Origin of the sequence: Mangrovibacterium lignilyticum, assembly GCF_010882175.1 — a bacterium.
Taxonomy (GTDB): Bacteria; Bacteroidota; Bacteroidia; order Bacteroidales; family Prolixibacteraceae; genus Mangrovibacterium; species Mangrovibacterium lignilyticum.
In genome coordinates, this window is the sequence record NZ_WKLH01000002.1 from 555,476 (window position 1) to 581,601 (window position 26,126).

Consider the following 26,126-nt stretch of genomic DNA (forward strand, 5'->3'; position numbering starts at 1 on the left):
CATCTGTTTGTCTGCTTATTAAATATTTTTAACGAAATTTTTATTCGTGGCGCTCAGAAAAACCTATTTTTAGGGAAATTTTGATCCGACACCATGAAAGCAGTTATTCTAACCTCCTCAATATTCTATTTGCTGGGTTTGAAAATGTCTCAAAATATTGAGTTGACTCAGAAAAATCAGCCTGACGCAGATCCTACGCCTGCTAAACAGGAGCAAGTTTTGACAAAAACAGCTGTTGAAAAAACGGAGGAAGAAAAAACGCTTTACATAAATCCGAAAGAAGAAACCAAAGTTTTAGAATCTGATTCCGGCTTTAAATCGGTGGTTCGTCAAAAATCAACCCACCTCATGGAAAAAATGGACTAAGCGTCTGCCTCTTCAAAAAAAGCATTCACTCCGGGATAGTGAAATTTCTCGCGGGCAATCCGTTCAGGAAAGATAAAATAAGTGACTTCTGCTTCGGTGCATAACTTTCCTTCTGAATTAAATAGTTGAGCTTGAATTTTAGCCAACCGCTTTTGTTGTTCCAGCAGTTTAGCCCGCAAAACAAGCTTGCCCGCATTCGTATAAACGGTCTCTTTATATTTCACATTCAACGCTGTTGTCACTCCGGCTGTCCCACATTTCACGTAAACAACCCAAGCTGATATTTCATCCAACATCGTTGCCTTTATACCTCCATGCAGCACATTCACCCAACCCATAAATTGCTCTTTGGGTTCCCATTCAGCATACAATTCTTCTCCGTCTTCCCAAAATTCAAGTTTTAAGCCAATCGTGTTGTGCGGTGAGCAACCAATACATTGATAGAATTCGGGATCATCGTTGCGATGAGCATTAACTATTTTTCTCATGACCAAAAAGAGTTAGAAAAGAAAAACGGCCGGAAAAGCTTCCCGACCGCATTTATATCGTCTAGTTATTTCCGAGTATTAAAGGCAAACCGTCTTTTGCACTTCCCACAACAATAACTTTCGCATTCGGCGACTTAGCTAGGTCTATAGTGGCTTCAATTCCCCGTTGGGTCAATATATTATTGGTCAAACTTGAATTGATGATTCGGTTGAATGCTGCAATACCTTCTGCTTCGATGCGCTTACGTTCTGCCTCGGAAGTTTCACGAGTCAAACGAAACTGGTACGCCAATGCTTCTTGTTCAGTTTTCAGTTTATTTTCGATCGCTACACGAATCTGGTCTGGTAGATTGATTGAACGAATTAACAAGGCACGCATATCGATGTTATTTTCTTTCAAAATAATCTTTGTTTCATCAATAATCGCCTGTTCAACTTCGCTGCGTTTAGTCGAATAAATTTCTTCAGCGGTATATCGACCGGCTACCTGCCGTACCATTGAACGCGTTTCTGGAATAATCAACTGATCGACATAACGTTTACCAAACACTTCGTGCAGGGTACCAATATTGCCGTAAATCGGATTAAACCGTACAGATACATCCATGTTGATTGACAGCCCGTTTTTGTCCAAAACATCCATCGTTTCTTCACGCTGCTGCTCTTTCACATCATAAACAATCAGATCGTTCCATGGAGCAACCACGTGAAATCCGGGTAAATAGATATTCTCTTTATCCAATCCGTCGTTAAAAGGCTTAAAAATAATTGCCCGCTCACCGGGCTGTAGCGTATAAAACATACTGCTTCCGAAGAAAATAAGCAACAAAACGCCGACTGCAATAATAATCAAGTAGGATTTTTTCAAAGTATTCATTCTTGTAAGTTTTCAATATATAATTATACGATATTAAGCAATTGCCGTCAATTAAACAAAAGCCATTCCACAAGTTCGTTCAAACTGATCAAAATAATACTTTGACAGACGAATTAATTTTATTTAGCTTTGACCATAATCAAAAGCAGAATGATCTATGATTGGTTCTTCAGAGCTCATAATTAACCCCGATGGAAGTATTTTTCATCTTCATTTAAAACCGGAACAAGTTGCAGACCAAGTCATTTTTGTTGGGGATCCGGGACGGGTTGACATGATTGCATCGTATTTTTCGAGCATTGAGTTTAAAGTGAGCAACCGCGAATTTGTGAGTATGACAGGCCTGTACAAACAAACACGCATCACAGTCATCTCAACGGGAATCGGTACAGACAATATTGATATTGTCATGAATGAACTGGATGCATTGGTCAATATTGATTTTACCAGCCGGAAGGAAAAGGCTCAGAAACGAAGTCTGAACATCATTCGAATTGGCACCTCAGGAGGCCTTCAGCCGTTCTTGGATGTGAACTCCTTTGTTATCTCACGCAAAGCGATTGGCTTTGACGGATTGCTGAACTTTTATGCAGGCCGCAACTCTGTAGCTGATCTGGACTTTGAGGATCATTTCAAAAAACATGTTAACTGGAATATGTTGTTGACTTCACCATACGTTGTCAATGCATCGGACGAGTTATTTGATAAAATAGACAATGGTGAATTTACTTCAGGAGTCACCATCTCCGCACCGGGTTTTTATGGCCCTCAAGGTCGGGTGATGCGTCTGCCAATCGTCGATCCCAATATCAACTCAAAGATTGAAAGCTTCAGCTACCACAATCAAAAAATTACCAATTACGAAATGGAATGTTCGGCTATTTACGGCTTATCGGCTTTACTCGGACACCATGCCTTAACCGTGTGCTTGATTATTGCAAACCGACTTAGCAAAAGTGCAAACGGCGAATATCAACCACAAATGAAAAAGCTCATTCAACTGGTTTTGGATAAATTGACAGAATAATCTATCTTCAACCAATACATTAAGCTTATGGATTCAGAAAAACTTCAAGCCCTAATTAGCCTTTTAGATGACCCGGATCAAGCGGTATTTGAAATGGTGGAGAAAGAACTGTTGAAGGAGGATGCTTTGCAGGTTGAAGAATTGGAGCACATTTGGGAAACCAGCCTGGATGAGTTAATGCAAAACCGCATTGAAGACCTCATTCAACAAATCCAGTTTCGGGAAACAAGCAAGAAGATAAAAAGCTGGACCAACCAGGAGGAAGTTGATTTGTTTGAAGGTTTTTTCCTGATCAGCCAATATCAATATCCTGATTTAAAACTGAAAAACATTCAGAGCCAGCTCAAAAAGATTAGCAGCGATGTTTGGTTGGAGATTAATAACAGGCTGACATCAATTGAAAAGATCACTGTATTGAATCACATTTTGTACGATGTCAACAAGTTTGCCATTAACCATTCCAATCCTACATTACCGCAAAATTGCTATTTAAACCTGTTGCTTGAGACCAAGAAAGGCAACCCGGTTTCACTGGCCATACTTTACACAATTATTGCCCGCGACCTGGGATTTCCGGTTCAATTAATCGATTTTCCTCAAAATCCACTGGTGGCCTATGTTGATGCCGAGTTAGCAAAAAAGACGCATGGCGAAGATTACGATTCACCAGTTTTATTTTATATCAATCCGGCCAATAATGGTGCGATTATCGGCAGAAAAGAAATCGAGTTTTTCATGAAAAAGAATGAAAAAATCGATGAGATGCTTTTTCAAACACCATGCGAAGATCGGAAAATAATCAAATTGTTGCTTGCCAACCTGATTGAAGCTTACGAAGCTGTCGGGTATAAAGAGAAAGTAAATGATCTGAGCTCCATTTCTGACTTATTGTAAGTTCAGCATCCTTCGTTCGATCGCACAAACATTGTTTCTGGGTAACAAATATCAGTAAGAAAAAGTCCTTGTGCGGGTACCGAAAACCCTGCAGTGCCGCGATCTTTGGCCTCAATAATGTTACGAAAATCATCTATTGTCAACTTGCCTTGCCCCACACTCACCAAGGTTCCTACAATCGCCCTAACCATATTGCGCAGAAAGCGATCTGCTTTTATAGTGAACTGCAAATTGAAACCGTCCCGGGTCCATTGAGCCTTATAAATCTTGCAATTATTGGTTTTCACATCCGTGTGAAGCTTACTGAAACTGGTGAAATCTTCGAACTCAAAAAGAACTTCACAAGCCTTATTCATCAAATCAACATCTAACGGATGACTGAAATACCAGGATAATTCCTGAGCAAACGGGTCTTTTCGCTGGTTGATAAAATAATGGTAGGTTCGCGACACGGCGCTAAACCTGGCATGGGCCTCCGCATCAACTTTAGTCACTTTGTATATAACAAGGTCTTTCCCTAAAAAGCTGTTCAACTTGTATGTGAACGACGGATCGTCCAAGGTTGTCTTCTCGGTTTCGAAGTGCGCAACATAGTAATTGGCATGCACTCCGGTATCAGTTCTTCCCGCACCGGTAACCGCCATTTTTTCGCGGCAAATTGTACTCAAAGCATGCTCCAATTCCCCCTGAACACTAATCGCATTGGGTTGAATTTGCCACCCGTGAAAACGCGTTCCGTTATAGGCCAATTCAACAAAATATCGTTGTTTCAATTTATGATTTATTTAAAGATAAAAAATAGAACCGGGCGCTTCCCTGTCACCCTGTTTTTATTAATTTTACAGCTCTTTTAGCTGGTTTTAACTTAACAACTTTTAACAAAGTTATACCCTTTTTTGGACAAGTATGCACTAATTTCGTCAACCAAAATATATAAAATAGATCTAATAATATGAATCAAGCAGTTGATATTCGTGAGCTCAACGAAAGAATTGAGAAAGAAAGTTCTTTTGTAGACCTGATCAGCATGGAAATGAACAAGGTCATTGTCGGACAAAAACACCTTGTTGAAAGTTTGATGATTGGTTTATTATCGGGAGGCCACATCTTATTGGAAGGTGTGCCCGGATTGGCAAAAACCTTAGCTATAACCACATTGGCGAAAACCATTGATGCTGACTTTGCCCGCATTCAGTTTACACCCGACCTACTCCCTGCCGACTTGCTGGGGACTTTAATATACAGTCAGAAAAATGAAGAGTTTGTTGTCAAAAAAGGACCGATCTTCACCAACTTTGTATTGGCTGATGAAATTAACCGTGCACCGGCAAAAGTTCAGTCAGCACTGCTCGAAGCCATGCAGGAACGTCAAATTACCATTGGCGATAAAACATTCAAGCTGCAGGAGCCATTCCTGGTAATGGCAACGCAAAACCCGATTGAGCAGGAAGGTACTTATCCGCTTCCGGAAGCTCAGGTCGACCGTTTCATGTTGAAAGTTGTGATCAAATACCCGCAAAAGGAAGAGGAAAAACTGATTATTCAGCAAAACCTGTTGAAACAATTTCCAATACCATCAACTGTTTTGTCACCCGAAGCCATTATCAAGGCTCGCGACGTGGTTAAAGATGTCTATTTGGATGAGAAAATCAGCAAATATATTGTTGACATTGTTTTTGCAACGCGTACCCCATCGGAATACAAGTTGGAAAAATATGCTGATATGATCTCGTACGGAGGTTCGCCCCGTGCCAGCATTAGCTTAGCTCAGGCAGCCAAAGCTTACGCGTTTATCAAACGTCGTGGCTATGTTATCCCGGAAGATGTGCGTGCTGTATCGCACGACGTGATGCGCCACCGGATCGGCTTAAGCTATGAAGCAGAAGCCAACAATATTACAACGGAAGAGATCATTACTGATATTTTGAACACAATTGAAGTCCCGTAGCGGAACAAATTCCAAATATCAAGGAACAAAGATCAAAAAATGAACGAACTTGAAAACAGGTGCCTTCAATTTGCGATCGACATTCGATTAAAATTGAAAAATTTGCCTCGAAATACTTCCAATGTTGAAGATTTCAAGCAAGTGGTCAGGTCTTCCGGTTCGATCGGTTCAAATTACATTGAGGCAAATGAGTCTCTAGGCGACAAGGACAAGTTATTTCGTATGAGAATTGCCCGAAAGGAAGCCAAAGAAACGATTTACTGGCTGACAATTTTGGAGAATACAAATCGGGAATTCTCAAAAGAGCTTCATGATTTGATTGGGGAAACAGATGAACTGAAAAAGATTATTTCCGCAATCATTACAAAACTAAGTCGTTGATATTTTTTAATTGATTTTTGAATTATGGAATTTGGAATTTATACCGATAGAATAAGTGAAGTAGTTGAACCAATAAGTTAGGTAGCTTGGAACATACAGAATTATTAAAAAAGGTCCGAAAGATTGAGATCAAAACCCGGGGATTGAGCCGCAATATTTTTGCCGGCGAATATCACTCGGCGTTTAAAGGCCGCGGGATGGCGTTTAGCGAGGTGCGAGAATACCAGTTTGGTGACGATGTCCGCAATATCGATTGGAATGTGACCGCCCGTTACAACAAGCCCTTCATCAAAATCTTTGAGGAAGAACGTGAGTTGACCGTCATGTTGTTGATTGACGTCAGCGGTTCGCGGGATTTCGGATCATTCGAGAAATTTAAAAAGAATGTGATTACCGAAATTTCAGCCATTTTATCTTTCTCTGCCATTCAGAATAATGATAAAATTGGAGTCATCTTCTTTTCGGAAACGATTGAAAAATTCATCCCGCCCAAGAAAGGGAAATCGCATATCCTCAGAATCATTCGGGAGTTGATCGATTTCGAACCCGAGAATAAAGGCACGAATATTACCGAAGCTTTGCGATACATGACCAACGCCATTAAAAAGCGCTGTACCTGCTTTATCATTTCAGACTTTATTCATGGTGAAACTGGATTTGACAAAGCGCTAACCATCGCGAATAACAAGCACGATGTTGTCGCCCTGCGCATTTTCGACGAACGGGAAGCCAGTCTCCCTCCTATTGGGATGATCAAGTTAAAAGACGCTGAAACCGGTGAATATATTTGGGTTGACAGCAATAGCCGAAAGGTTCGTGAAAGCTACGAGCAGTGGTGGACAGAAATCAGCAATAAATTGGATTGGTCGTTTAAGAAAAGTGGAGTTGACTACGCCAATATAAACACAAAAGAGGACTATGTCAGATCCCTGATGACCTTGTTTAAAAAGCGGGGATTAAAAGCATAAAGTATGAGAGGAATAAAAATTACAATACTTCTTTTAGGTCTGCTCGGATTATTCCAACCCTCTGCCATGGCACAGGGTGTCAAAGTGAAAGCTGTGATTGATTCAACCCATGTCCTGATTGGAGACCAGTTTAAGCTTCGGTTGGAACTGGACCAGCCCAACGATGCTCAGGTTGAATTTCCTCAGATACCAGACACGATTGAAGGAGGAATAGAAGTTATTGAACAATCGCCACTGGATACGTTCAAACTGGACAACAGCGAACAGCTGAAAATCATTAAAAATCTGACCATCACAAGTTTTGACACCGGTAAACAGGTTATTCCGGCTTTCAAATTTAAACTGGTTCAGAATGATATGCAGCAGGATTTGGAGACCTTGCCGGCGGAGTTCTTTGTTCATTCCATGCCATTGGATACAACCAAAGGACCAACCGATATTAAGCAACCATATGCCGCACCAGTTACTTTGGCCGAGGCATCGCCCTACATCTTAGGGGCCATTCTTATTTTGGCCATTGCTTTTTTCATCTTCTATTACATCCAGCGACGCAGGAAAAACAAACCGGTATTTGGCAAACCGGCCAAACCGAAAGAGGCACCGCACGTGATCGCGTTGCGCGAACTGGAACGCATTAAAGAAGAGAAACACTGGCTCGAACCCGGCGAAATTAAAATGTTCTACAGCGATGTTTCTGATACCTTAAGAGAATACATCGACGAGCGCTTCCATATCAACGCAATGGAATATACAACTGACGAAACGCTGGAGGCTTTCAAACGGCAAAAAGACTTGCTAACAGATAAGTCGAAAAGCCAGCTAAAAGACATCCTCAGTTTATCCGATTTGGTGAAATTTGCCAAATACCAGCCATTGCCTGATGATCACAATCTCACCTTAATGAATGCTTTCTTCTTTGTAAATGAAACAAAGCTTGAAGATAAAAAAGCAGTAATTAAGGATGAACGGGAAGGTGAAGATGTTGAAATGAAATAACGACTATTAGCATGGCACAAGCCATTTTTGCCTGATAAGAGAAAATATACGTCACTAAAAAGTTTCTACGAATAGAAAGAAAAAGATGAACGGAATAACCTATAAAAATCCGGAATATTTTTACTTGCTGCTACTATTAATCCCGATGTTGACCTGGTACATTTTCAGGTTCAGAAAATCGGGAGCAAGCATTCGCTTCTCAACGATTAAGGGATTTAGCAGCATTAGTAAAAGCTGGAAACATTATTTGCGCCATTTCCCGATTGTGTTGCAAATGGCCGGCATTGCATTGCTAATTGTAGCACTGGCACGTCCACAATCGTCAAGTAGCTGGGAAAATGTTACAACTGAAGGGATCGATATTGTCGTTGCACTCGATATTTCGAGTTCCATGCTGGCCCGCGATTTTCAGCCAAACCGGCTGGAAGCCGCCAAAGATGTGGCCACTAAGTTTATTGCCGGTCGTCCCAACGACAAAATGGGATTGGTCGTTTTCTCAGGAGAGAGCTTCACGCAGTGTCCGCTTACGACCGACCACGCGGTGTTGATCAACCTGTTTCGGGATATTGAAAGCGGGATGATAGAAGACGGTACAGCCATCGGCAACGGCCTAGCCACCTCCGTTGCTCGCCTCAAAGAAAGCGATGCCATAAGCAGGGTCATCATTTTGTTGACCGACGGAGAAAACAACCGGGGAGAAATCGCACCTGTAACTGCTGCCGAACTGGCAAAAACTTACGGCATCCGCGTATACACGATCGGGGTTGGAACTATTGGCACAGCCCCCTACCCGGTTCAGACACCATTTGGAACGCAGCTCCGCGATGTGGAAGTTAAAATTGACGAAGCGACGCTACAAAAAATTGCTGACATCACCGACGGTCAATACTTCAGAGCAACGGACAATAATTCGTTGAAAAATATTTACGAAGAAATTGACAAGCTCGAAAAATCAAAAATTGAGGTCAAGGAATACAGTCGAAAACAGGAAGAATATCAACGTTACGCTCTTTTCGGAGGGTTGATCCTGCTCGCAGGACTATTCCTGAAAATAACCCTATTCAGAAACATTCCTTAAGACAAAAAAAATGGAAATGTTCAGATTTGCACATATCGAATACCTTTACGCATTAGTCATCATACCGATCCTGATTATTATTTTCAGTATTATCCGGATTCGGCGTCAGAAAGCGCTGGCCCGATTTGGCGAAAAGGAAATAATCGATCAGTTAATGCCAAACGTTAGCACCGCCCGTCCGACGATCAAGTTTATGCTTTGGATGTTGGCTTTGGCTTCCATCATTTTTGCGGTTGCACAACCTCAATTCGGGAGTAAGTTGAAAACTGAAAAACGAAAAGGAGTTGAATTAATCATCGCGCTTGATGTTTCAAACTCGATGATGGCTGAAGACATTCAACCCAACCGCCTGGAACGAGCTAAACGAGCCATTTCCCGATTAGTTGATAACCTGGATGACGATAAGATCGGATTGATTGTGTTTGCAGGAGATGCCTACACACAGTTACCTATTACAACTGATTTCTCCTCGGCAAAGCTCTTTTTGAATTCAGTTAACACGAGCATCGTTCCGCGACAGGGAACAGCCATTGGTGCAGCGATTAACCTAGCAGCGAGTTCATTCAGTCCGCAGTTCGAAGGCAACAAAGCCATCATTATTATAACCGACGGTGAAAACCACGAAGATGATGCGATTGGTGCAGCGACAGCCGCCGCTCAACAGGGCATTATCGTACACACCATCGGAATGGGCCTTCCGCAGGGAGCGCCAATTCCGGTTTTAAACAATGGCCAAAAAGATTTCCGAAAGGATAAAAACGGTCAGGTTGTTGTTACCAAACTGGATGAGCAAATGTTGCAACAAATTGCAGCGGCCGGCAACGGGGTTTACGTTCGTGCCAACAATGCGCAGGTAGGTTTAAACACCTTGTTCAACGAAATCAATAAAATGGAGGGCGCCGAAATGGAATCGGTGGTTTATGCCGAATATGCCGAACAATACCAATGGTTCATCGCCTTGGCTTTGTTCTTCCTGCTCCTGGATTATCTGATTTTGGAACGAAAAAACAAATATTTGAAAAACATCAAAATATTTGGAAAATGAGACGACACACAATAAAGTATACCGCACTTTTCAGCATTTTGCTAGTATTGCTTTCAATAACGGTACAAGCACAAAACGAGCGTAAATTTGTACGCCAGGGAAATAGTTTGTACGAACAAGCTTTGGCCGATACAACCAAACAAGATACCGCCCTGTACAACCAGGCAGAAGTGGCCTACCGCAGAGCGCTGGACAAACGCCCGGACGATCTGAAATGGAATTTCAATGTGGGTGATGCACAGTATAAACAAATGCAATTTGATCAGGCACAGAGCACGTTCGAGGAGATTGCAGAGAAAAGTACCGATAAAAATGAAAAAGCCCGGGCTTTTCACAACATCGGAAACTCGTTGCTGATGCAGAAAAAAATTGATGAAAGTATTGAAGCGTATAAAAAAGCGCTTCGAAACAATCCAAATGATCTGGATACCAAGTACAACCTGCTTTATGCTATGGATTTGAAAAAGAAACAAGAGGAGCAGAAAAAGAAACAAGACAAAAACAAAGACCAGGACAAGAACAAGGATCAAAAGGATAAGGATAAAGACAAGCAGGACCAAAATAAAGATCAGAATAAGGATCAAAACAAGGACCAGAACAAAGATCAGCAGGATAAGAATCAGGATCAAAATAAAGACCAACAAAAACAGAATCAGGATCAGCAGCAACAACAGCAGCAAGAACAAAAGATATCGAAAGAAAATGCTGAGCGCTTGTTACAAGCCCTGCAAAACGATGAAGAAAAGATTCAGGAAAAAGTAAAAAAAGCAAAAGCGGCAAAAGCCAAGCAGCGTACAACAGACAAAGATTGGTAACATTTTGAAAAAATAATTGCCAACAACAGACTAAAAAGACTGATTTCACTGTTTTTTGCTTTATATATTAATTTTGAAGTTGAAATAACAACGCATACATGAGGAGTATAATGATTAAAAGACTCATCCTTTCCATCTTACTTGTATTACCGGCTTGGTTCGCCTCTGCCGACAATGTTCGCTTCAGCATGTCCGGACCGAATGTTGTATCCACCGGGGAACAATTCCGTTTATCTTTTACCTTAAACGAACAAGGAAGTGATTTAAAGTTACCCGATTTGTCAGCTTTCGATGTGTTAATGGGACCATCGACCTCGCAAAGCACGAGTATCCAAATGATCAACGGGCAAACAACCCAGACGGTGAACTTCTCCTATATCTTCATACTGAGAGCTAAGGAGGTAGGCACCTACACCATCCGCCCGGCTTCAATAAAAGTTGACGGGAAGGTATACGAATCGAACGAGCTGGAAATTCAGGTTGTCAAAGGTCAGGGTAATGCACAACAAAGTCAGGGTAGCAGCGGAGGCCAGCAACAACAAACGGCACCTGCCACGACCGAGATCACCAAAGATGATTTGTTTGTGAAAGTTGACCTGGACAAAAGCAACGTCTACAAGGGTGAACAAGTGATGGCCACGGTCAAAATTTACGTGAGTCCCGATGTGCCTATCACCAATTTTGAAGACGTGAAACTTCCTTCTTATGAAGGATTCTGGACACAGGATATTGATATTCCCAATCAAATTACCTTCAACCGGGAAGTGTACAAAGGGAAGATTTACCAGGTTGGCATATTGAAAAAAACTATTTTATTTCCGCAGCAAACCGGCCGTATCAAAATTGATCCCTTTGAAATTACCTGTCTGGTTCGCCAGCAAATCAAACGCCAGCGTAGTTTCTTCGACGATTTCTTTGACAACTACCGAAATGTGTCGGCCAAGGTCACCAGTGATCCGGTTTACATTCAGGTGAAAGATTTGCCTTCTCATCCCGACGGTTTCTATGGTGGCGTTGGCGATCTTGACTTCTCGGCGGCAATTGATAAAACCGGCGCGAAAACCAACGAAGCAATCACATTGAGACTGACTGTTTCGGGTACCGGAAACCTTCGCCTGATTGACGCACCCAAAGTAGAGTTCCCGAACGACTTTGAAGTTTACGATCCAAAGACCAACGAAAAGCTGAACGCCACCAGCAGCGGCCTTAAAGGAAGCAAAACCTTCGAATACCTGGTTATTCCGCGCTACCCGGGAGACTATGCCATTCCTCCGGTAAAATTCTCAAGCTTCAACCCCACTACCGGGAAATATAAGACAAGCACTTCGCCGTCCTTCAACTTAACAATTGAAAAAGGAACGGACGAGCAAAGCACAACGGTAACCAGCGCATTTAGTAAAGAAGATGTTCGCTTTATCGGCAAGGATATCCGGTATATCAAGCAAAATCGTTACCAGCTGCGCAATGTGGCACATTCATTCTACGGAAGTTTAAGCTTCTGGCTGCTTTATATCTGCTCATCGGTATTATTTGCCATTATCGCGATTGTTTACCGGAAGAAGTTGCGTGAAAATGCCAACATTCAACTGGTCAAAACCAAGCAGGCGAATAAGGTCGCTAAGAAACGCTTGAAACAAGCCGCTGTCTATTTGAAACAGCATAACGCGGAACAATTCTACGAAGCGGTATTGAAGTCGTTCTGGGGTTACCTAAGCGACAAGCTGAGCATTCCGGTAGCAAAACTGAACCGGGACGGTGCTGCCATGACACTCGCTCAACGAGGTGTGAGCAAAGAGTTGGTTGATGAATTTATCAGCATTATTGACACCTGCGAGTTTGCACGCTATGCACCAACTGCTTCAGACGCGGCCTTGGAGGAAGTGTTCGAGAAATCGGCCAACCTAATGGGCAAACTGGAAAAACAAATCCGTTGAGTAACTGAAAAAAGAAAACAAACATGAAGAAGTTCATTCAAATTATATTTTTGCTGACGTTGAGCCTGTCTGTTTTTGCCCAGGACGCTTTACTGGACAAAGCCAACCAGCATTACATTGCCGGCGAGTACGATCAGGCGATTGAAACCTACACCGAAATTCTGAACAGCAATAAGGAATCGGCCGAGGTCTATTACAATCTTGGAAATTCGTATTACAAATCCGGCCAATTTACGCGGGCGATTCTTAATTACGAACGCGCCAAACTGTTGGCACCAAGTGACGAGGATATTCAGTTCAACCTCGACCTGGCCAACCAGCACGTTGTTGATGCCATCGATCCCCTGCCCCAGGTTTTCTTTATCCGGTGGTGGAATGGCGTTACCAACCAGCTTTCGGTTGACCAATGGGCGAAAGTCAGTGTCGTATCTTTCATCTTGTTTTTGATTCTGGCCGGTCTGTTTTTCTTTACCCGGAGTAGTCTTGTTAAGCGCCTCTCATTTTGGGCGGGCATTTTAATAATAGTTATTTCCATTTTTAGTTTTAACTTTGCGGCCCGGCATAAAAAGCGAATGACAGAGCATAACTTTGCCATCATCACACAACCAAGTGTGACGGTAAAAAGCTCACCATCGGAAGGCGGAACAGATTTATTCCTGATTCACGAAGGATTAAAAGTTGAAATCAAGGATAGTTTGGGAAGCTGGATGCAAATTCGCCTGTCTGACGGAAACCAGGGATGGTTACTATCAAACAGTATTGAGAGAATTTAAAACGATGCCGGCAAAAGCCGGTATTTTTTTGTTTTACACCATATTTCAAAACCATTTTAAACGCGAGTTGTTAAAAGACTCATAAATTTAAAATCATGGCTTATAATTTACTAAAAGGTAAAAGAGGGATTATTTTTGGGGCCCTGAATGCTGATTCAATTGCTTGGAAAGTTGCAGAGCGCGCCTACGAAGAAGGAGCTACCTTCACATTATCGAATACATCCGTTGCCCTGCGTATGGGGGATACAGCTCAGCTTGCTGAGAAAACAAACTCGACTTTGATTGCTGCCGATGCTACCAATGTAGCTGACCTGGAAAACCTGGTGGCTGAATCGATGAAAGTGCTGGGTGGAAAAATCGACTTTGTATTGCATTCCATCGGTATGTCTCCAAACGTGCGTAAAGGTCGTCATTACAGTGACCTGGACTATAACTACCTGGACAAGACACTGGACATTTCTGCGATTTCTTTCCATAAAGTAATGCAGGTTTGCCGTCAGATGGATGCCATCAACGAATGGGGTTCAGTAGTTGCGTTATCATACGTTGCCGCGCAACGTACGTTCTACGGTTACAACGACATGGCCGATGCCAAAGCGTTGCTGGAATCAATTGCCCGCAGCTTTGGTTACATCTACGGTCGCGAACGGAATGTACGTGTGAACACCGTATCTCAGTCTCCTACCCGCACAACTGCCGGTAGTGGTGTAAAAGGTATCGACCGTTTGCTCGACTTCGGCGAACGCATGTCTCCACTTGGTAATGCAACCGGCGACGAATGCGCCGACTACTGTATCACCTTGTTCTCGGATTTGACAAGAAAAGTTACCATGCAGAACTTATTCCACGACGGAGGATTCTCGTCAATGGGTATGAGCATGCGTGCGTTTGAACAATACGAGAAAGGATTGGATTGCAATTGTGATTGCGGCCCTGCTGAAACAGAACACAAATACGACTAATTCAGATTCGTTTCTGAAAATGAAATAAGAGGGGTTGCTTTGAATTGACAAAGCAACCTCTTTCGTTTAAACACATACAGGGAGTTTTGATGCACAAAACAGATTCGGGAATGGCGTCCAAAAACGTTGGAGGCTTCAAACGGAATCCGGAAAAGCAATTCCGGTCGTCAAACAATCAAGCTTTCAGGTAAGTCAGATCTTCCTGGTAGTCGAATTGAAGATCTTCGTGCAGTTTCGAAACTGTTGTTTCAATTTTTTGGACTTGCCGCACATACATATTCCGAATAACCGGGCTGGTGCTCATCGTAATCTTCTCGGTCCGCATTTTGCGGCAAAAGTAAATCAACAAATCAATCTCGGTGGTTTTAATGCCTGAATAGCGAATGGCCTGGGTCGTGTCCTTCAGAATTTTGCGAAGGCTTTTCTTAATCCAGTAGCCGCTACCCCGATTCATATCTTTAAATCCCCGGTCTATTCCTGCCTTCACCGACTGAATAAAATCCGCCTCCTGTTCCGACTCAAATAACAAGTAAGTCAACAATTCCTTGTTGTCTTTTTTAAATTTCGCCATGCGCAAACAAAGTGCCTGCAGCTGGTCTGGCGGGTAATTTTTCAACTCGTCCCTGATTTGCTTTATTGAGCGGGTTTCCATAAGCGAAAGAAACTAAAAATACGGTCGTCGACCAAAGATAAAACAGAAATGGGAGGAAAAAACAATGGTCATTAGTCAGGCAGCTGTTGCCTGGCTAATGACCATTGTGCTATTCCTTTCAAATGCCGCTTAATGTGTGGTCGACTTTGTCTCCAGATCAAACGGGAACTCGGCCGACTCGGTGCGTGCCGCCCAAAGTATTTGGGTCATTTCTTCAATAATTTCAGGATACTTGTCAGCCAGGTCATGCTCCTCTCCCGGGTCTGTTGCCAGATCGTACAATTCGTGCGTCTGCTTTTCCGGATCCGAAACATTGTAAGAAACATATTTCCAGTCTCCCTGACGAATGGCTTGGCGTCCGCCGTTTTCGTGGAATTCCCAGTACAGGTAATCGTGCTTTTTCTGTCCTTCTACGTTTAGCAGGGTAGGCAGAAATGAAATTCCCTGAATATTTTTCGGTTGCTCAGTGCCAATTAAATCGGCAAATGTAGGCATCACATCCCAAAAAGCCGAAACAAGGTCTGTGCTTGTTCCCGCACCAATATGTCCGGGCCAGCGAGCGATCATCGGCTCGCGAATTCCACCTTCATACAAATCACGTTTATAGCCTTTCAACCGGCCATTGCTATCGAAATAATCCGGATCTGCTCCTCCCTCAATATGCGGGCCGTTATCCGATGAGAATACCACCAGCGTGTTGTCATCCAGACCCAGTTCTTTCAACTTGGCCATAATCTCTCCCACCTGCGTATCCAACACCGAAATCATCGCTGCAAAGGCAGCATGGCATTCCTCCTGCGAGCCGTACCCGCCTTTGCGGAATCGCGGATGTCCGTAATCAGCTCCTTCAAACGATTTCTCCGGCTCATACTTCCCTCTGTATTCAGCTAAATATTTCTCAGGCAACAACAGTTCGGCATGCGGAATTACAGTTGGATAGAACATGAAAAAGCAGGTATCCTTATTATCCTCCAGAAACTTCAATGCCTTTTGGTGGATCATGTCGGGTGCATATTCCTCAAACTGATTGTCCGCGTTCTGCGTCAATTCAACTTTGGTCTGGTTATCCCACAAATGATCGGGGAAATAATTATGCGCCAAGGTTTGACAGTTATAACCGTAGAATTGATCGAAGCCTTGTTTGTTCGGATCTCCGTCGGTGTCGATAAATCCCAGCCCCCATTTTCCGAAAGCACCGGTAACATAGCCGTTTTCCTGAAGCATTTCGGCCAATGTATAAGTTTCTGCGGGCAAGGGAATCTGTCCTTCAGGCTTCATTCCAACATTGCCACGAATGGGTGTAAAACCGGTCGTTTGACCCGATAAAAGCGAAGAGCGCGACGGCGCACAAACCGCACAACCGGCATAATGGTTGGTAAAACGCATCCCTTCTTCTGCCAGGCGGTCAATGTTTGGTGTTTGAAATTTCTGTTGTCCGTAACAACTCAAATCGCCGTATCCCAAATCGTCAGCCAGAATATAAATGATATTCGGTTTTTGTTGTTCAACAACTTCTTTGGGAGCGTTTTGGCAAGCGGTCAGCAATAAAAGCGCAGCGAGACCACTCAAAAAGTTTCTTTTCATCGTTTGTAATTTTAGAGCATAGTGTAGCGCCATAAAGTTAAAAAAGATATTTTTCAGACGATCATTTTAATGGAAAAAGAACAAAGTCAACCCGTTTGCCGGCTGCTTCCAAGTTGGGAAAGTGCTTCTTCCCTTCCGGCAATAAAAGCTTTTTGATTGATGTCGATTACGTTTTGTCCTTTCAAATGAAATACCGACTCGATTCCTGTTTCAAACGCATGCAATGACAGTTGAATAAAGGCGGATAGTGCGCCCAGCATCACGAGGTTTGATGCTTTCGGATTCCCGGTTTGATGAGCGATGTCTGTCGCATTGAGCAAAAGCACGTGGGGTAAACGATCGAATGCTTCCTGTATTTCCGATCTGGAAGGATAATTGGACAAATTGCGGAAAGGCTCAGTATTCGTCACCAGATACCCGTCTGTCTTTAAAAACGGCAGCTGACGCAAAGCCTCCATCGGCTCGACTGCCAAAATTAAATCGGCTTGCCCGCGATGAATTAAGTCAGCGTAGACCGGTTGGTCCGACAGCCGGACATGCGAGACCACCGCGCCACCTCTTTGGCTCATTCCATGTGTTTCAGCCTGTTTAATTTCGAGCTCATCATACAACGCCGCCTGCCCGATGATGGCACCGATCGACAAAATTCCCTGTCCTCCGACTCCCGCGATAATCAAATCCGTTTTCATTTTGTACTATTTAGTTCTTCGTATTCTGTATTGCCGCAACCGACGTGCTGCCCGTTGTAAACATTCCCTTCGCGGAATAACCACTGAAACTCCCACAAAGGCAATTTCCTCTTTAAAGATCCGAACCATTTCTGCGTAATTCTTTTTCAGGGGAACGACGATTCGAATATGACGGGTATCAACCCCCAAGCCAACACAAATTGTTTCCAGAATATCTGTCGCTGCCGAATCCTGCCCTCCGGTCATTGAAACCGACTTGTTGTCTGAAATAACAATCAACATGTTCGTATGCTCGTTTACAGCATCCAGCAACCCGGTCATCCCGGAGTGGGCAAAGGTTGAATCGCCCAAGACTGCAATTGCCGGGAACAAGCCGGCATCCGCGGCGCCTTTGGCCATGGTGATGGAGGCTCCCATATCGACACAGGAATAAATCGACTCGAAAGGAGGAAGGGCTGCCAGGGCGTAGCAACCAATATCGGAGAAAACATGTCCTTCCCCAAATTCAGCGACTGCTTCCTGCAGCGCCACAAAAGCATCAACATGTCCACAGCCCATGCAAAACGACGGCGGGCGCGGCACCACACAATCGGGCGACTCAAAAACAGCATCATATTCAACCTTCAAGGCTCTCCCAACCTGATCAGTTGTCAGCTCCCCGTAACGATTCAGCCAACCATCAAGCTTCCCATGTACCGGTTTGCCTTTCCCGAAAAAATCTCGCAGTTGCGATTCAACCAAAGGGTAGCCCTCTTCTATCACCAGTAATTCGTCACTGCTTTCGTACAACTTGCCCATCAGTTTTTCAGGAAGCGGGTATTGCGAAATCTTCACTATCGGAAAAGGAATTGCTGAACCTGCATAAACTTCCTGAACGTAATTCCAAGCCAATCCGCAACACACAATCCCCAAGCTGTGATCCTGACCATCCCGAAAGAAATTATATTTCGACTGCTCAGCCAACAGGTTCAACGGCACTTGCTTTTCCAGCAAACGAGCATAGTTTTTACGGGCAAAAATTGGCAATAACAGAAACTGCTTGCTGTTCTTTGGTAATCGCAATGTTTTTGGTTGAAGGACTTCACGACGCCAAACGCCGGAACGGGAATGCGACAAACGGGTTGTCAAGCGAAGCATAACCGGTAGTTGAGTTTGTTCCGACAACTGAAAAGCTTCATACGTCATATTGTATGCTTCCTGCTGGTTCGAAGGTTCCAGAACCGGAATCATCGCGAACTGCCCGTAGTAGCGGGAATCCTGTTCATTTTGAGATGAGTGCATGCCCGGATCATCAGCCACGGCCAATACAAGTCCTCCATGAATACCGGTTATCGCCGAATTCATAAACACATCAGCCGCAACATTCAAGCCCACTTGTTTCATACAAACCAAGGCTCGCTTGCCGGCATAACTCATTCCCAAAGCTGTTTCGTAGGCTGTCTTTTCATTAGCCGACCATTTACTGTGAACCTTCCGTTCAACAGCCAGTGAATTTTGTTGAATGTATTCTGTGATTTCAGTGGATGGAGTCCCGGGATACGCATAAACACCGGAGATGCCGGCGTCAATAGCCGCCTGTGCAACAGCTTCGTTCCCGAGAAACAGTTCGCGTTTCATAAATCGTTTCGTTTGATTTAACAGAAGTTAAGAAGAATTGTCCGCTTAAACAATGCCTTATATCAGTTGCACCTGGCTCCTTGTGTTCAAACAAAATCGATTTTAATCCCGATTATACCCTGTCGACTGGCCGATTCCTTGGTACATTTTCTATTTTTGTTGTCTCTCGACACTTGTGTAATCAGCAATTTCTATATGAAAATCACTATTCTCATCATATATGGCCTCATTCTTCTAATCATCGGAGTTCTTTCTGCATTAAAAATTAAAAGCCCGACCGATTACTTTGTAGCCGGAAGGAAAAATGGCATGTTGCAAATTTCGGGGAGTTTGCTGGCCTCTATTTTAGGAGGGTCAGCCATCTTGGGTTCTATCAACCTGACTATTCACCAAAGTTGGGCGGCTGCATGGTATTTGCTTGCCGCCTCTGCAGGATTATGGCTATTACTGCCTTTAGTCAGTCGAGTAAACAAACTCGGCAAGTTTACCCTCACTGACATGATTGGCCGTTTCTACGGACAAACGGCTCGCAAATCAGCAGCCATTATCATTCCCATGGCCTGGACCGGTATCGTTGCAGCACAAATCATTGCAGCAGCCAAGATCCTCTTCAGCTTATTCGCGCTCCCTTATGCTGACGGAGTGATCATCTCCTCTGCTGTCTTTATTGGTTACACTTTGATTGGTGGCCAGATTTCGATCCTGAAAACCGACTTTCTGCAAGCGATTATCATACTGGTTGGAATTGCCTGTTCGGCTTTGTTCCTATCATTTACACACGGTCCGCACACAAGCTCAATCGGCGAAAGCTTTCCGTTTAACAGCCATTTTGGCGCTACTGATTTATTGATTTTGTTTCTCACATTCTCCAGTACTTTTGTTGTTGGGCCCGATATTTATTCCCGTGTATTTTGTGCAAAAGATGAACGCACAGCCCGGCAAAGCATCATTCTGGTGGCGGGTATTCTCATCCCTTTCGCCTTTGTCATGACCTATTTGGGTGTTTTTGCAGTCGAAAACCTCTCTGCTGAACAGTTGACACATTCAGTCGTGCTGGTTGATTTAATCGCCCAATATTTGCCTGAATGGGTTTTAGGATTGATGGCAGCAGCGCTGCTTTCTGCTGTATTATCGTCAGCCGACACAACCCTGTTGACCGCCTCAATGATGTTAAGCGAATTATTCAACGAAGACATTGATAATCGAAAATCATTGAATACCACCCGGATCTTCATCGTTGTGATTGGAATCGCTAGTATGCTAATCGCTCTGCAAATCACCTCGATTATTGGGACATTGTTATTGGCTCTCGCGTTTTACTCGGGAGCATTCATCATCCCGATTATTGCAGCGTTAACAAATCTGCAAGTCAATAAGCGCCTCAGTATCGTAGCTATGCTCGCCGGTGGCTTGGTTGCCCTTTGCGGTAAAATACTAGTTTCGAGCTACGGCCACTCTTGGGCAAATTGGTTAATTTTGTCTGCTTTCGTCATCAACTTTTTAATCTTGATGGTACCTGAGAAAAAGCATAATTGAAGTGTGATCTCCAAAAATAAGTTCCCGATGTTTTCGATGGTGTCCAGACTTATTTCCGCCTGAATTTCATTACCAGTATAATCCGGTGTTTGGTTAGATCCCGCAATTCTAACGGGCGAATTTTTCCATTTCAAAATTTCGCTGAGGCACGTCACTGGAACTTGCTCGTTCTTTCAGATATTTTTCGAGCACCGTCAACACATATTTCAGTTTTTTCTTAGTCGTATCGACACCAAAACTAACCCGTATAGTTTGCTGAGCCACATCGTCACTAAGCCCAATTGCTTTCAATACGTGCGATGGTTTATTTTCTTGTGAACTACATGCAGAACCTGACGAAACAGCAATTCCATTGGAATCCAACATCATCATCAGCTCATTGTTCTGAATCCCGGGAAAACTCAAACTCAATGTATTAGATACGCCATTCACTACCGGCGAGTTTATTACTACATCGGGATAGATAGCCTTAACCTCCCGTTCAAAATAGTCTTTGAGCTCAACCATTTCTTCCGTTTTTTGAATTAAAATTCCGATTTGTTGGCAAGCCGTTCCAAACCCGGCAATATTGTGAATACTTTCCGTTCCTCCCCGCAGCCCTTCTTCCTGATGTCCACCATGAATAAACTGAATCATTGGTGCCGTAATTCTCGCGTATAACGCTCCAATTCCTTTGGGACCATATATTTTATGTGCCGAAAATGACGCGTAATCAACCCCTAAATCCCGGACATCAATTGGTATTTTCCCCAACGCCTGAACACAATCTGACAAGATCAGAACCCCTTTGTCTTTCGCTATTTTTGAGATTTCTTTAATATTTTGAACTGTCCCTAACTCGTTATTTGCCAACATGCAACATACCAAAAAAGTATCCTCATCGATCATCGAGCTCAAAACTTCCGGCTGCACAAAGCCATAAGAGTCTACCGGACAGTTTTCTACCACAATTCCCTGTGTTTCCAAATATTCGAGGGTATAAATAATGGAAGAATGCTCTATTGGAGTTGAAATAATTTTCTTTTTTTTCGGATAAAACTGAAGGCTTAAGGATTTTAAAATAGCATTATTCGACTCTGTAGCACAACTGGTAAAATAGATCTCGTGCGGACGCGCATTGATTGATTTTGCAACTCTTGTCCGCGCCTGTTCGAGCACTTTGTTCGCTTTCTTTCCGATGCGGTAACCAGATGAAGGATTTCCCCAATGGTGCTTCATTGATCGTTTCATCGTTTTCTGAACTTCTTTACAAATATTGGTCGTCGCATTATAATCGAGGTAAACACTTGATCGGTGTCGAAAAACTCGCTTTAGTCTGTTTAAGATCATAACAATTGATTCTTCCTGGATTAATCTTCTGTGAGAGTTTCGATAATGGCCGCACAACCTCCATTTTCAATATATTCGGCATGTTCCTGAATACTGGCAAAAGTTTTGCCACAAATTCGGTTACAGGATAATTCGGAGTCTGTCTTCATATAGAATTTCCTCAAAATACCTTTTATATCTGGTTGTTTGATTTTTGCTTGGTCTACTCCCTCGTTTTCCTTTACTAATCTGAGCGTTTTGTACCAAATAGCTGCACTAAAAGCACCGCAGGCATGCCCCTTCAAACCAATTCCACCAGCAAAACCTGCAACCATAACCATCTCTTCTTTAGAGCCTCCTAACCTCCTTACGACCTCAGAGGCACAATTTGTAACCGAATGGACTTCATCCTTATTCACCTTAACATTCCCTTTCACCTCCTTAATGGCATCCGGAGTCCATTTATTAATCAGGCTGAAACAAGTGGAATGCGCATCCCCTAACAATGCTCTTTTCAAAAGGTATTTCCCATAGCCAATTTTGCTTTGGTGCTTTACACTTTGTATGTCCCAGCAGTTAATTGCCTTAGACTGTTTTTCAAATGTCTTGAACAGTTTCCCCGAAGCTTGTATGGTTGCACTGATAGCTTTCTTTTCATCATCGTATTCTTTTAGAGCCTCTGTTCCGATAGAAAGTGCTGCACCCCAGAGCATGCCGCAAGGGAACTCTCGTTGGTAAATATAGCCGGTTAGTGGATTCGCTGCCTTTTCATGAGTCTTATACTGATTATTTTTAAACTCCTTGTTCATCAGATAAAAGATAGCCTCAGTACACGAGCCGGTCCGCCAAAATTCCTTATGGGGCTCCTGATTTTCTTTCTTTTTGATCACACTTCTCTTCATGTCCTACATTTAAAATTTTTTCTCCAAACATGTTTTCCACTTACCCCGAAAAAGCATTAATCGAATAACAGCACTTAAGACTCTTAATTTGATCTACACATTCCTAAATCTCGTTGCGAAAGAGATTCATCTGGAAAATTTACAACCTTTTCTGCTGGATATCTTTATTTAGAGGAATTCTTAACAAAGCTTAACGAAGAGTTAAATAAGTACCGCTCTTATCTTTCCAAAACAAAAGAATTAAGGGCTCCACAACCTGTGAAACCCTTAATTTATAAATTGGTACAATATCGTTTCCTTCCCTCAAGAAGCTATCTGATATTAAATTACGGCCTTATCCCAACTCCACAATCGTAATTCCGGCACCACCAAACTGGACATGTTCATCGCGACATGAATTTACCGCCGGCTCAGACTTCAGGTAATTTCGGATCATTTCTTTTAGAATGCCGCTTCCCTTTCCGTGTAGGATGCGCAGCTCGTGTACATTAAGCATGATAGCTTCATCAATAAAAGCCTGAATATTGGTAATGGCTTCCTCTGCACGTTGCCCGCGAATATCGATATCGGGCTTAAAATTGAGACGCTTAGCCGAGAGATTCTTATTGATGTTTGCCTTAGTCTGATTATAGGTCTTTTGTTCACGCTTAGCCTCATTGTTCGAAACAAGCGTCAGCTTCTTCCGGCTCACCGACGTACGTAATTGTCCAAAAGCCACAATTGCATTTTTGTCATTTAATTCCAGGACTTCACCAATAGTATCCTGTCCTTCAATTCGGACTTTATCACCCTGTTCCAGTGATTTCTCTTCTTTGGGTTGAAGGGCCTTCTTCGCAGTTTCAGGAGTTGCTGCTTTCTTTTCTTTACGCTTTTCCTTCTTATTCTTCAGCTTATCAATTTTCCGTTGAATCCACTCGTCTTGGTCTGCATCGTTTTCAACCACTTCTTCTTTAAAAGTCTCCAATTGTTTCCGAATAGCCCTAGTCTTTTCCTTTTCAGCCTGGTTCTCCCGAATCTCGCGAATGGTATTTTCTACTTTTTTATTCGCTTCAGCCAAAATCCTGGCCGCTTCGGCTTTAGCCTCTTCCAGAATTTGTTTACGCTGGTCATTCAGCTTTTTTAAATCGGTTTCATACCTGGATGAAACGTCATCAAGGCTTTTTTCAACTTGGCGAATACGCTGTCGTTTGGACTCCCAATAACGCTTGTCACGCAAGATATCGCGCAGGTGCTTATCGAAGTCAATATGATCCTTTCCGATCTTGTTAGTCGCTTCCTGCAAAATAATTTCGGGCATGCCAATTTTCCGGGCAATTTCAAAAGCGAACGAACTTCCCGGTTTTCCAATTTCCAACTGGAACAACGGTTCCATGCGATGCGAGTCATACATCATCGCCCCGTTAACGATGCCTTCGGCCGACGAAGCGAAGTGTTTCAGGTTAGTATAGTGTGTTGTAATCACGCCGAAAGTTCCAGCCTGATTTAACTGATCCAGAATGGCTTCGGCGATGGAACCACCCAACATGGGTTCGGTTCCCGTTCCAAATTCATCGATCAACACCAAGGTTTTTTCATTCGCATTTTTCAGAAAGAACTTCATGTTCATCAAATGCGAACTGTAGGTACTCAAGTCGTTCTCTATCGACTGTTCATCACCGATATCAATGAATATTTGCTCGAAAATGCCAGCCCGACTACTATCGTCAACCGGAATCAACAGCCCGCATTGCAACATGTATTGCAGTAAACCAACTGTTTTCAGACAAACTGATTTCCCCCCTGCGTTGGGACCGGAAATCAACAACAAATGATCCTTCTGACTCAGTGTTATCGAAAGTGGCACAACAGCCCTTTTTTCTTTTTCAAGGTTGAATTTTAGCAGCGGATGCACCGCTTTCACCCATTCCAACTGACCTTCCCATTCTATTTTAGGCTTAATCGCATCCATTCGGTTGGCCAATTGTGCCTTCGCCCGAATGAAATCGATTGTTCCCAGAAACTCGTACTGGTTCATCAATTCCGACAAATAAGGACGAATGTCATCTGAAAACTCAACTAATATTTTAACGATTTCTCGCTTCTCGGAATATTCCAGTTCGCGAATTTCGTTGTTCAACTCAACCACTTCGGCCGGTTCAATATAGGAGGTTTTACCGGTTGATGATTCATCATGCACAATGCCGCTAATCCGTCTTTTCATAGCTGAAGAAATCGGAATCACAGGCCGTCCATCACGAATAGACACACTTGCATCATCTTCAACCAAACCATCTCGTTGAGCTTGCTTTAAAATACTGTGAAGGCGTTTGGACACGTTACCTTGCTTCGAAAACAACTCGCAGCGAATGCGGGCCAATTCGGGAGAAGCATTATCACGAATCTTTCCGTGCTGATTCAAAATCTGGTCGATGCGTTGTTTTACGTAAGGGAAAACCTGCACTTCTTCCAGCAATTTTTTCAGGGTTGGATAGCTTTCTTCCTTTTGCTGAGTAAGAAAGCGAACGATAGCCATAATCGTTTCCAACGAACGTTTCAGATTAAACAGCTCATTGGTATCCAGAAAACGGCCTTCCGTCTTAATTTTAGCGAGCGCCGGCCGCATATCGAAGTAATAACTAACGGGAAAAGCGTCAGAATCCTGTAATAATTTTGAAAACTCATCGGTCAGAGCCAATTCAAAATTCAAATGTCCGGGTTTCGTCATGAATTCAATCTGGTCGACTTTATCTTGTCCGAGTGTACTCAGACAGATTCCCTTCAACAGATCCCGAATTCGATCGAAACCAATTTTAACTTCAAAATTATCAGGATAAATTTTTGCCATCAGTTCTATTTTGCAGGCGCAAAAATAGCAAGAAGTACGGGTTATGCCAAAGGTTTAAATTTTTCTTCGACCATCCGCAGGAAGTTTGCCGCAATAAAGGGCTTTCCTATATAGGCATCCATCCCGGCATCCAGACAGTGCTTGATATCTCCGTTGGCATCGCTTGCAGTCATTGCAATGATAAATGATTTTTTATCAAACTGCTGTTCCTTTTCGAACATCCGTATAACCAAGGTCGATTCACAACCATTCATCACCGGCATCATGGCATCCATCAGGATCACATCGTAAGGAACTTCCTTGTATTTCTCGAATGCCTCCAAGCCATTGTAGGCGCTTTCGATTTCTTTAAAACGACCACGCAACGACAAGGTTACAACCCGATGATTTATCGGGCTGTCATCAACCACTAATAGTTTTAAATTTGAGAAATCCTGTTCAACCGACATGCAATTTACAACT

25 protein-coding genes are annotated in these 26,126 nt (G+C 43.1%); 14 read left to right on the forward strand and 11 right to left on the reverse strand.

The window, feature by feature from the left end:
- Window positions 1-93 precede the first annotated feature (93 nt).
- Entirely contained in the window at window positions 94-366 is a 273-nt protein-coding gene (locus GJV22_RS09665; RefSeq protein ID WP_163712285.1) for a hypothetical protein, read from the forward strand.
- On the opposite strand, the gene GJV22_RS09670 is transcribed toward GJV22_RS09665, so the two are convergent.
- Together GJV22_RS09670 and GJV22_RS09675 are read right to left on the reverse strand one after the other, a co-directional pair.
- Window positions 363-854, reverse strand: coding sequence for a PaaI family thioesterase (locus tag GJV22_RS09670; protein ID WP_163712287.1), 492 nt, complete (start codon window positions 852-854; stop codon window positions 363-365). The genes GJV22_RS09665 and GJV22_RS09670 overlap by 4 nt on opposite strands.
- A gap of 61 nt (window positions 855-915) precedes the next feature.
- On the reverse strand, window positions 916-1,731 hold the full coding sequence (locus GJV22_RS09675; RefSeq protein ID WP_205461814.1) for a prohibitin family protein: 816 nt from the start codon (window positions 1,729-1,731) through the stop codon (window positions 916-918).
- 157 nt (window positions 1,732-1,888) lie between these two features.
- Between GJV22_RS09675 and GJV22_RS09680 the strand changes: the two genes are divergently transcribed.
- Window positions 1,889-2,758 (forward strand): nucleoside phosphorylase, encoded by an 870-nt coding sequence (locus GJV22_RS09680; RefSeq protein WP_163712290.1) that lies wholly within the window; start codon window positions 1,889-1,891, stop codon window positions 2,756-2,758.
- A 27-nt stretch (window positions 2,759-2,785) separates the two neighbouring features.
- Window positions 2,786-3,652: a transglutaminase-like domain-containing protein gene (locus GJV22_RS09685; RefSeq protein WP_163712293.1), complete on the forward strand. Its 867-nt coding sequence runs from the start codon at window positions 2,786-2,788 to the stop codon at window positions 3,650-3,652.
- 2 nt (window positions 3,653-3,654) lie between these two features.
- On the opposite strand, the gene truA is transcribed toward GJV22_RS09685, so the two are convergent.
- Window positions 3,655-4,425 (reverse strand): tRNA pseudouridine(38-40) synthase TruA, encoded by a 771-nt coding sequence (gene truA / locus GJV22_RS09690; protein WP_163712296.1) that lies wholly within the window; start codon window positions 4,423-4,425, stop codon window positions 3,655-3,657.
- A 179-nt stretch (window positions 4,426-4,604) separates the two neighbouring features.
- On the opposite strand from truA, the gene GJV22_RS09695 reads away from it, so the two are divergent.
- The 10 genes from GJV22_RS09695 (at window position 4,605) to GJV22_RS09740 (ending at window position 14,552) form a co-directional block, all read left to right on the forward strand.
- Window positions 4,605-5,600 carry an AAA family ATPase gene (locus GJV22_RS09695; RefSeq protein WP_163712300.1) on the forward strand — a complete coding sequence of 332 codons (996 nt, stop codon included), beginning with the start codon at window positions 4,605-4,607 and terminating at the stop codon, window positions 5,598-5,600.
- Window positions 5,601-5,639: 39 nt separating this feature from the next.
- Complete coding sequence (locus GJV22_RS09700) at window positions 5,640-5,981, forward strand: four helix bundle protein (RefSeq protein WP_163712302.1); 342 nt, start codon at window positions 5,640-5,642, stop codon at window positions 5,979-5,981.
- A 143-nt stretch (window positions 5,982-6,124) separates the two neighbouring features.
- On the forward strand, window positions 6,125-6,949 hold the full coding sequence (locus tag GJV22_RS09705) for a DUF58 domain-containing protein (protein ID WP_238480308.1): 825 nt from the start codon (window positions 6,125-6,127) through the stop codon (window positions 6,947-6,949).
- A gap of 3 nt (window positions 6,950-6,952) precedes the next feature.
- A complete protein-coding gene (locus GJV22_RS09710) occupies window positions 6,953-7,945 on the forward strand; it encodes a DUF4381 domain-containing protein (protein WP_163712307.1) in 993 nt (330 codons plus the stop codon).
- 85 nt (window positions 7,946-8,030) lie between these two features.
- A complete protein-coding gene (locus GJV22_RS09715) occupies window positions 8,031-9,023 on the forward strand; it encodes a vWA domain-containing protein (protein ID WP_205461815.1) in 993 nt (330 codons plus the stop codon).
- A 16-nt stretch (window positions 9,024-9,039) separates the two neighbouring features.
- Window positions 9,040-10,068, forward strand: a complete 1,029-nt coding sequence (locus tag GJV22_RS09720) for a VWA domain-containing protein (RefSeq protein ID WP_163712309.1) — start codon at window positions 9,040-9,042, stop codon at window positions 10,066-10,068.
- Entirely contained in the window at window positions 10,065-10,883 is an 819-nt protein-coding gene (locus tag GJV22_RS09725) for a tetratricopeptide repeat protein (RefSeq protein WP_163712312.1), read from the forward strand. Before GJV22_RS09720 ends, GJV22_RS09725 begins: the two co-directional genes overlap by 4 nt.
- A gap of 98 nt (window positions 10,884-10,981) precedes the next feature.
- Window positions 10,982-12,817: a BatD family protein gene (locus GJV22_RS09730; RefSeq protein WP_163712315.1), complete on the forward strand. Its 1,836-nt coding sequence runs from the start codon at window positions 10,982-10,984 to the stop codon at window positions 12,815-12,817.
- 23 nt (window positions 12,818-12,840) lie between these two features.
- The gene (locus GJV22_RS09735; protein ID WP_163712318.1) at window positions 12,841-13,590 is read left to right on the forward strand and encodes a tetratricopeptide repeat protein; all 750 of its coding nucleotides are present in this window, start codon (window positions 12,841-12,843) and stop codon (window positions 13,588-13,590) included.
- Between the two features lie 95 nt (window positions 13,591-13,685).
- Window positions 13,686-14,552: an enoyl-ACP reductase FabI gene (locus GJV22_RS09740; RefSeq protein ID WP_163712320.1), complete on the forward strand. Its 867-nt coding sequence runs from the start codon at window positions 13,686-13,688 to the stop codon at window positions 14,550-14,552.
- Window positions 14,553-14,727: 175 nt separating this feature from the next.
- Here GJV22_RS09740 and GJV22_RS09745 read toward each other — a convergent pair whose 3' ends face one another.
- The 4 genes from GJV22_RS09745 to GJV22_RS09760 all read right to left on the reverse strand — a co-directional run bounded on the left by GJV22_RS09745 (window position 14,728) and on the right by GJV22_RS09760 (window position 19,094).
- Window positions 14,728-15,204: a hypothetical protein gene (locus tag GJV22_RS09745; RefSeq protein WP_163712323.1), complete on the reverse strand. Its 477-nt coding sequence runs from the start codon at window positions 15,202-15,204 to the stop codon at window positions 14,728-14,730.
- A 129-nt stretch (window positions 15,205-15,333) separates the two neighbouring features.
- On the reverse strand, window positions 15,334-16,788 hold the full coding sequence (locus tag GJV22_RS09750) for an arylsulfatase (protein ID WP_163712326.1): 1,455 nt from the start codon (window positions 16,786-16,788) through the stop codon (window positions 15,334-15,336).
- Between the two features lie 86 nt (window positions 16,789-16,874).
- Window positions 16,875-17,477 carry an indolepyruvate oxidoreductase subunit beta gene (locus GJV22_RS09755; RefSeq protein ID WP_163712328.1) on the reverse strand — a complete coding sequence of 201 codons (603 nt, stop codon included), beginning with the start codon at window positions 17,475-17,477 and terminating at the stop codon, window positions 16,875-16,877.
- A 6-nt stretch (window positions 17,478-17,483) separates the two neighbouring features.
- Window positions 17,484-19,094, reverse strand: coding sequence for an indolepyruvate ferredoxin oxidoreductase subunit alpha (locus tag GJV22_RS09760; protein ID WP_163712331.1), 1,611 nt, complete (start codon window positions 19,092-19,094; stop codon window positions 17,484-17,486).
- 195 nt (window positions 19,095-19,289) lie between these two features.
- Here GJV22_RS09760 and GJV22_RS09765 point away from each other — a divergent pair, with 195 nt between their 5' ends.
- Entirely contained in the window at window positions 19,290-20,630 is a 1,341-nt protein-coding gene (locus GJV22_RS09765) for a sodium:solute symporter family protein (protein WP_163712334.1), read from the forward strand.
- A gap of 108 nt (window positions 20,631-20,738) precedes the next feature.
- Here the strand turns inward: GJV22_RS09765 and GJV22_RS09770 are convergent, their stop codons facing one another.
- The 4 genes from GJV22_RS09770 to GJV22_RS09785 all read right to left on the reverse strand — a co-directional run bounded on the left by GJV22_RS09770 (window position 20,739) and on the right by GJV22_RS09785 (window position 26,113).
- The gene (locus GJV22_RS09770; RefSeq protein ID WP_163712337.1) at window positions 20,739-21,959 is read right to left on the reverse strand and encodes a cysteine desulfurase family protein; all 1,221 of its coding nucleotides are present in this window, start codon (window positions 21,957-21,959) and stop codon (window positions 20,739-20,741) included.
- A 20-nt stretch (window positions 21,960-21,979) separates the two neighbouring features.
- Window positions 21,980-22,840, reverse strand: coding sequence for a C-GCAxxG-C-C family (seleno)protein (locus tag GJV22_RS09775; RefSeq protein WP_262888216.1), 861 nt, complete (start codon window positions 22,838-22,840; stop codon window positions 21,980-21,982).
- A 334-nt stretch (window positions 22,841-23,174) separates the two neighbouring features.
- Window positions 23,175-25,664, reverse strand: a complete 2,490-nt coding sequence (locus GJV22_RS09780) for an endonuclease MutS2 (protein ID WP_163712343.1) — start codon at window positions 25,662-25,664, stop codon at window positions 23,175-23,177.
- Window positions 25,665-25,705: 41 nt separating this feature from the next.
- Window positions 25,706-26,113, reverse strand: a complete 408-nt coding sequence (locus GJV22_RS09785; protein ID WP_163712346.1) for a response regulator — start codon at window positions 26,111-26,113, stop codon at window positions 25,706-25,708.
- Window positions 26,114-26,126 lie beyond the last annotated feature (13 nt).

What these genes read in the sequence shown, in the direction of transcription:
- GJV22_RS09665 (WP_163712285.1), top strand. Translation starts at nt 94, where the DNA reads ATGAAAGCAGTTATTCTAACCTCCTCAATATTCTATTTGCTGGGTTTG.
- GJV22_RS09670 (WP_163712287.1), bottom strand. Translation starts at nt 854, where the DNA reads ATGAGAAAAATAGTTAATGCTCATCGCAACGATGATCCCGAATTCTAT.
- GJV22_RS09675 (WP_205461814.1), bottom strand. Translation starts at nt 1,731, where the DNA reads ATGAATACTTTGAAAAAATCCTACTTGATTATTATTGCAGTCGGCGTT.
- GJV22_RS09680 (WP_163712290.1), top strand. Translation starts at nt 1,889, where the DNA reads ATGATTGGTTCTTCAGAGCTCATAATTAACCCCGATGGAAGTATTTTT.
- GJV22_RS09685 (WP_163712293.1), top strand. Translation starts at nt 2,786, where the DNA reads ATGGATTCAGAAAAACTTCAAGCCCTAATTAGCCTTTTAGATGACCCG.
- GJV22_RS09695 (WP_163712300.1), top strand. Translation starts at nt 4,605, where the DNA reads ATGAATCAAGCAGTTGATATTCGTGAGCTCAACGAAAGAATTGAGAAA.
- GJV22_RS09700 (WP_163712302.1), top strand. Translation starts at nt 5,640, where the DNA reads ATGAACGAACTTGAAAACAGGTGCCTTCAATTTGCGATCGACATTCGA.
- GJV22_RS09710 (WP_163712307.1), top strand. Translation starts at nt 6,953, where the DNA reads ATGAGAGGAATAAAAATTACAATACTTCTTTTAGGTCTGCTCGGATTA.
- GJV22_RS09715 (WP_205461815.1), top strand. Translation starts at nt 8,031, where the DNA reads ATGAACGGAATAACCTATAAAAATCCGGAATATTTTTACTTGCTGCTA.
- GJV22_RS09720 (WP_163712309.1), top strand. Translation starts at nt 9,040, where the DNA reads ATGTTCAGATTTGCACATATCGAATACCTTTACGCATTAGTCATCATA.
- GJV22_RS09725 (WP_163712312.1), top strand. Translation starts at nt 10,065, where the DNA reads ATGAGACGACACACAATAAAGTATACCGCACTTTTCAGCATTTTGCTA.
- GJV22_RS09730 (WP_163712315.1), top strand. Translation starts at nt 10,982, where the DNA reads ATGAGGAGTATAATGATTAAAAGACTCATCCTTTCCATCTTACTTGTA.
- GJV22_RS09735 (WP_163712318.1), top strand. Translation starts at nt 12,841, where the DNA reads ATGAAGAAGTTCATTCAAATTATATTTTTGCTGACGTTGAGCCTGTCT.
- GJV22_RS09740 (WP_163712320.1), top strand. Translation starts at nt 13,686, where the DNA reads ATGGCTTATAATTTACTAAAAGGTAAAAGAGGGATTATTTTTGGGGCC.
- GJV22_RS09745 (WP_163712323.1), bottom strand. Translation starts at nt 15,204, where the DNA reads ATGGAAACCCGCTCAATAAAGCAAATCAGGGACGAGTTGAAAAATTAC.
- GJV22_RS09750 (WP_163712326.1), bottom strand. Translation starts at nt 16,788, where the DNA reads ATGAAAAGAAACTTTTTGAGTGGTCTCGCTGCGCTTTTATTGCTGACC.
- GJV22_RS09755 (WP_163712328.1), bottom strand. Translation starts at nt 17,477, where the DNA reads ATGAAAACGGATTTGATTATCGCGGGAGTCGGAGGACAGGGAATTTTG.
- GJV22_RS09760 (WP_163712331.1), bottom strand. Translation starts at nt 19,094, where the DNA reads ATGAAACGCGAACTGTTTCTCGGGAACGAAGCTGTTGCACAGGCGGCT.
- GJV22_RS09765 (WP_163712334.1), top strand. Translation starts at nt 19,290, where the DNA reads ATGAAAATCACTATTCTCATCATATATGGCCTCATTCTTCTAATCATC.
- GJV22_RS09770 (WP_163712337.1), bottom strand. Translation starts at nt 21,959, where the DNA reads ATGATCTTAAACAGACTAAAGCGAGTTTTTCGACACCGATCAAGTGTT.
- GJV22_RS09775 (WP_262888216.1), bottom strand. Translation starts at nt 22,840, where the DNA reads ATGAAGAGAAGTGTGATCAAAAAGAAAGAAAATCAGGAGCCCCATAAG.
- GJV22_RS09780 (WP_163712343.1), bottom strand. Translation starts at nt 25,664, where the DNA reads ATGGCAAAAATTTATCCTGATAATTTTGAAGTTAAAATTGGTTTCGAT.
- GJV22_RS09785 (WP_163712346.1), bottom strand. Translation starts at nt 26,113, where the DNA reads ATGTCGGTTGAACAGGATTTCTCAAATTTAAAACTATTAGTGGTTGAT.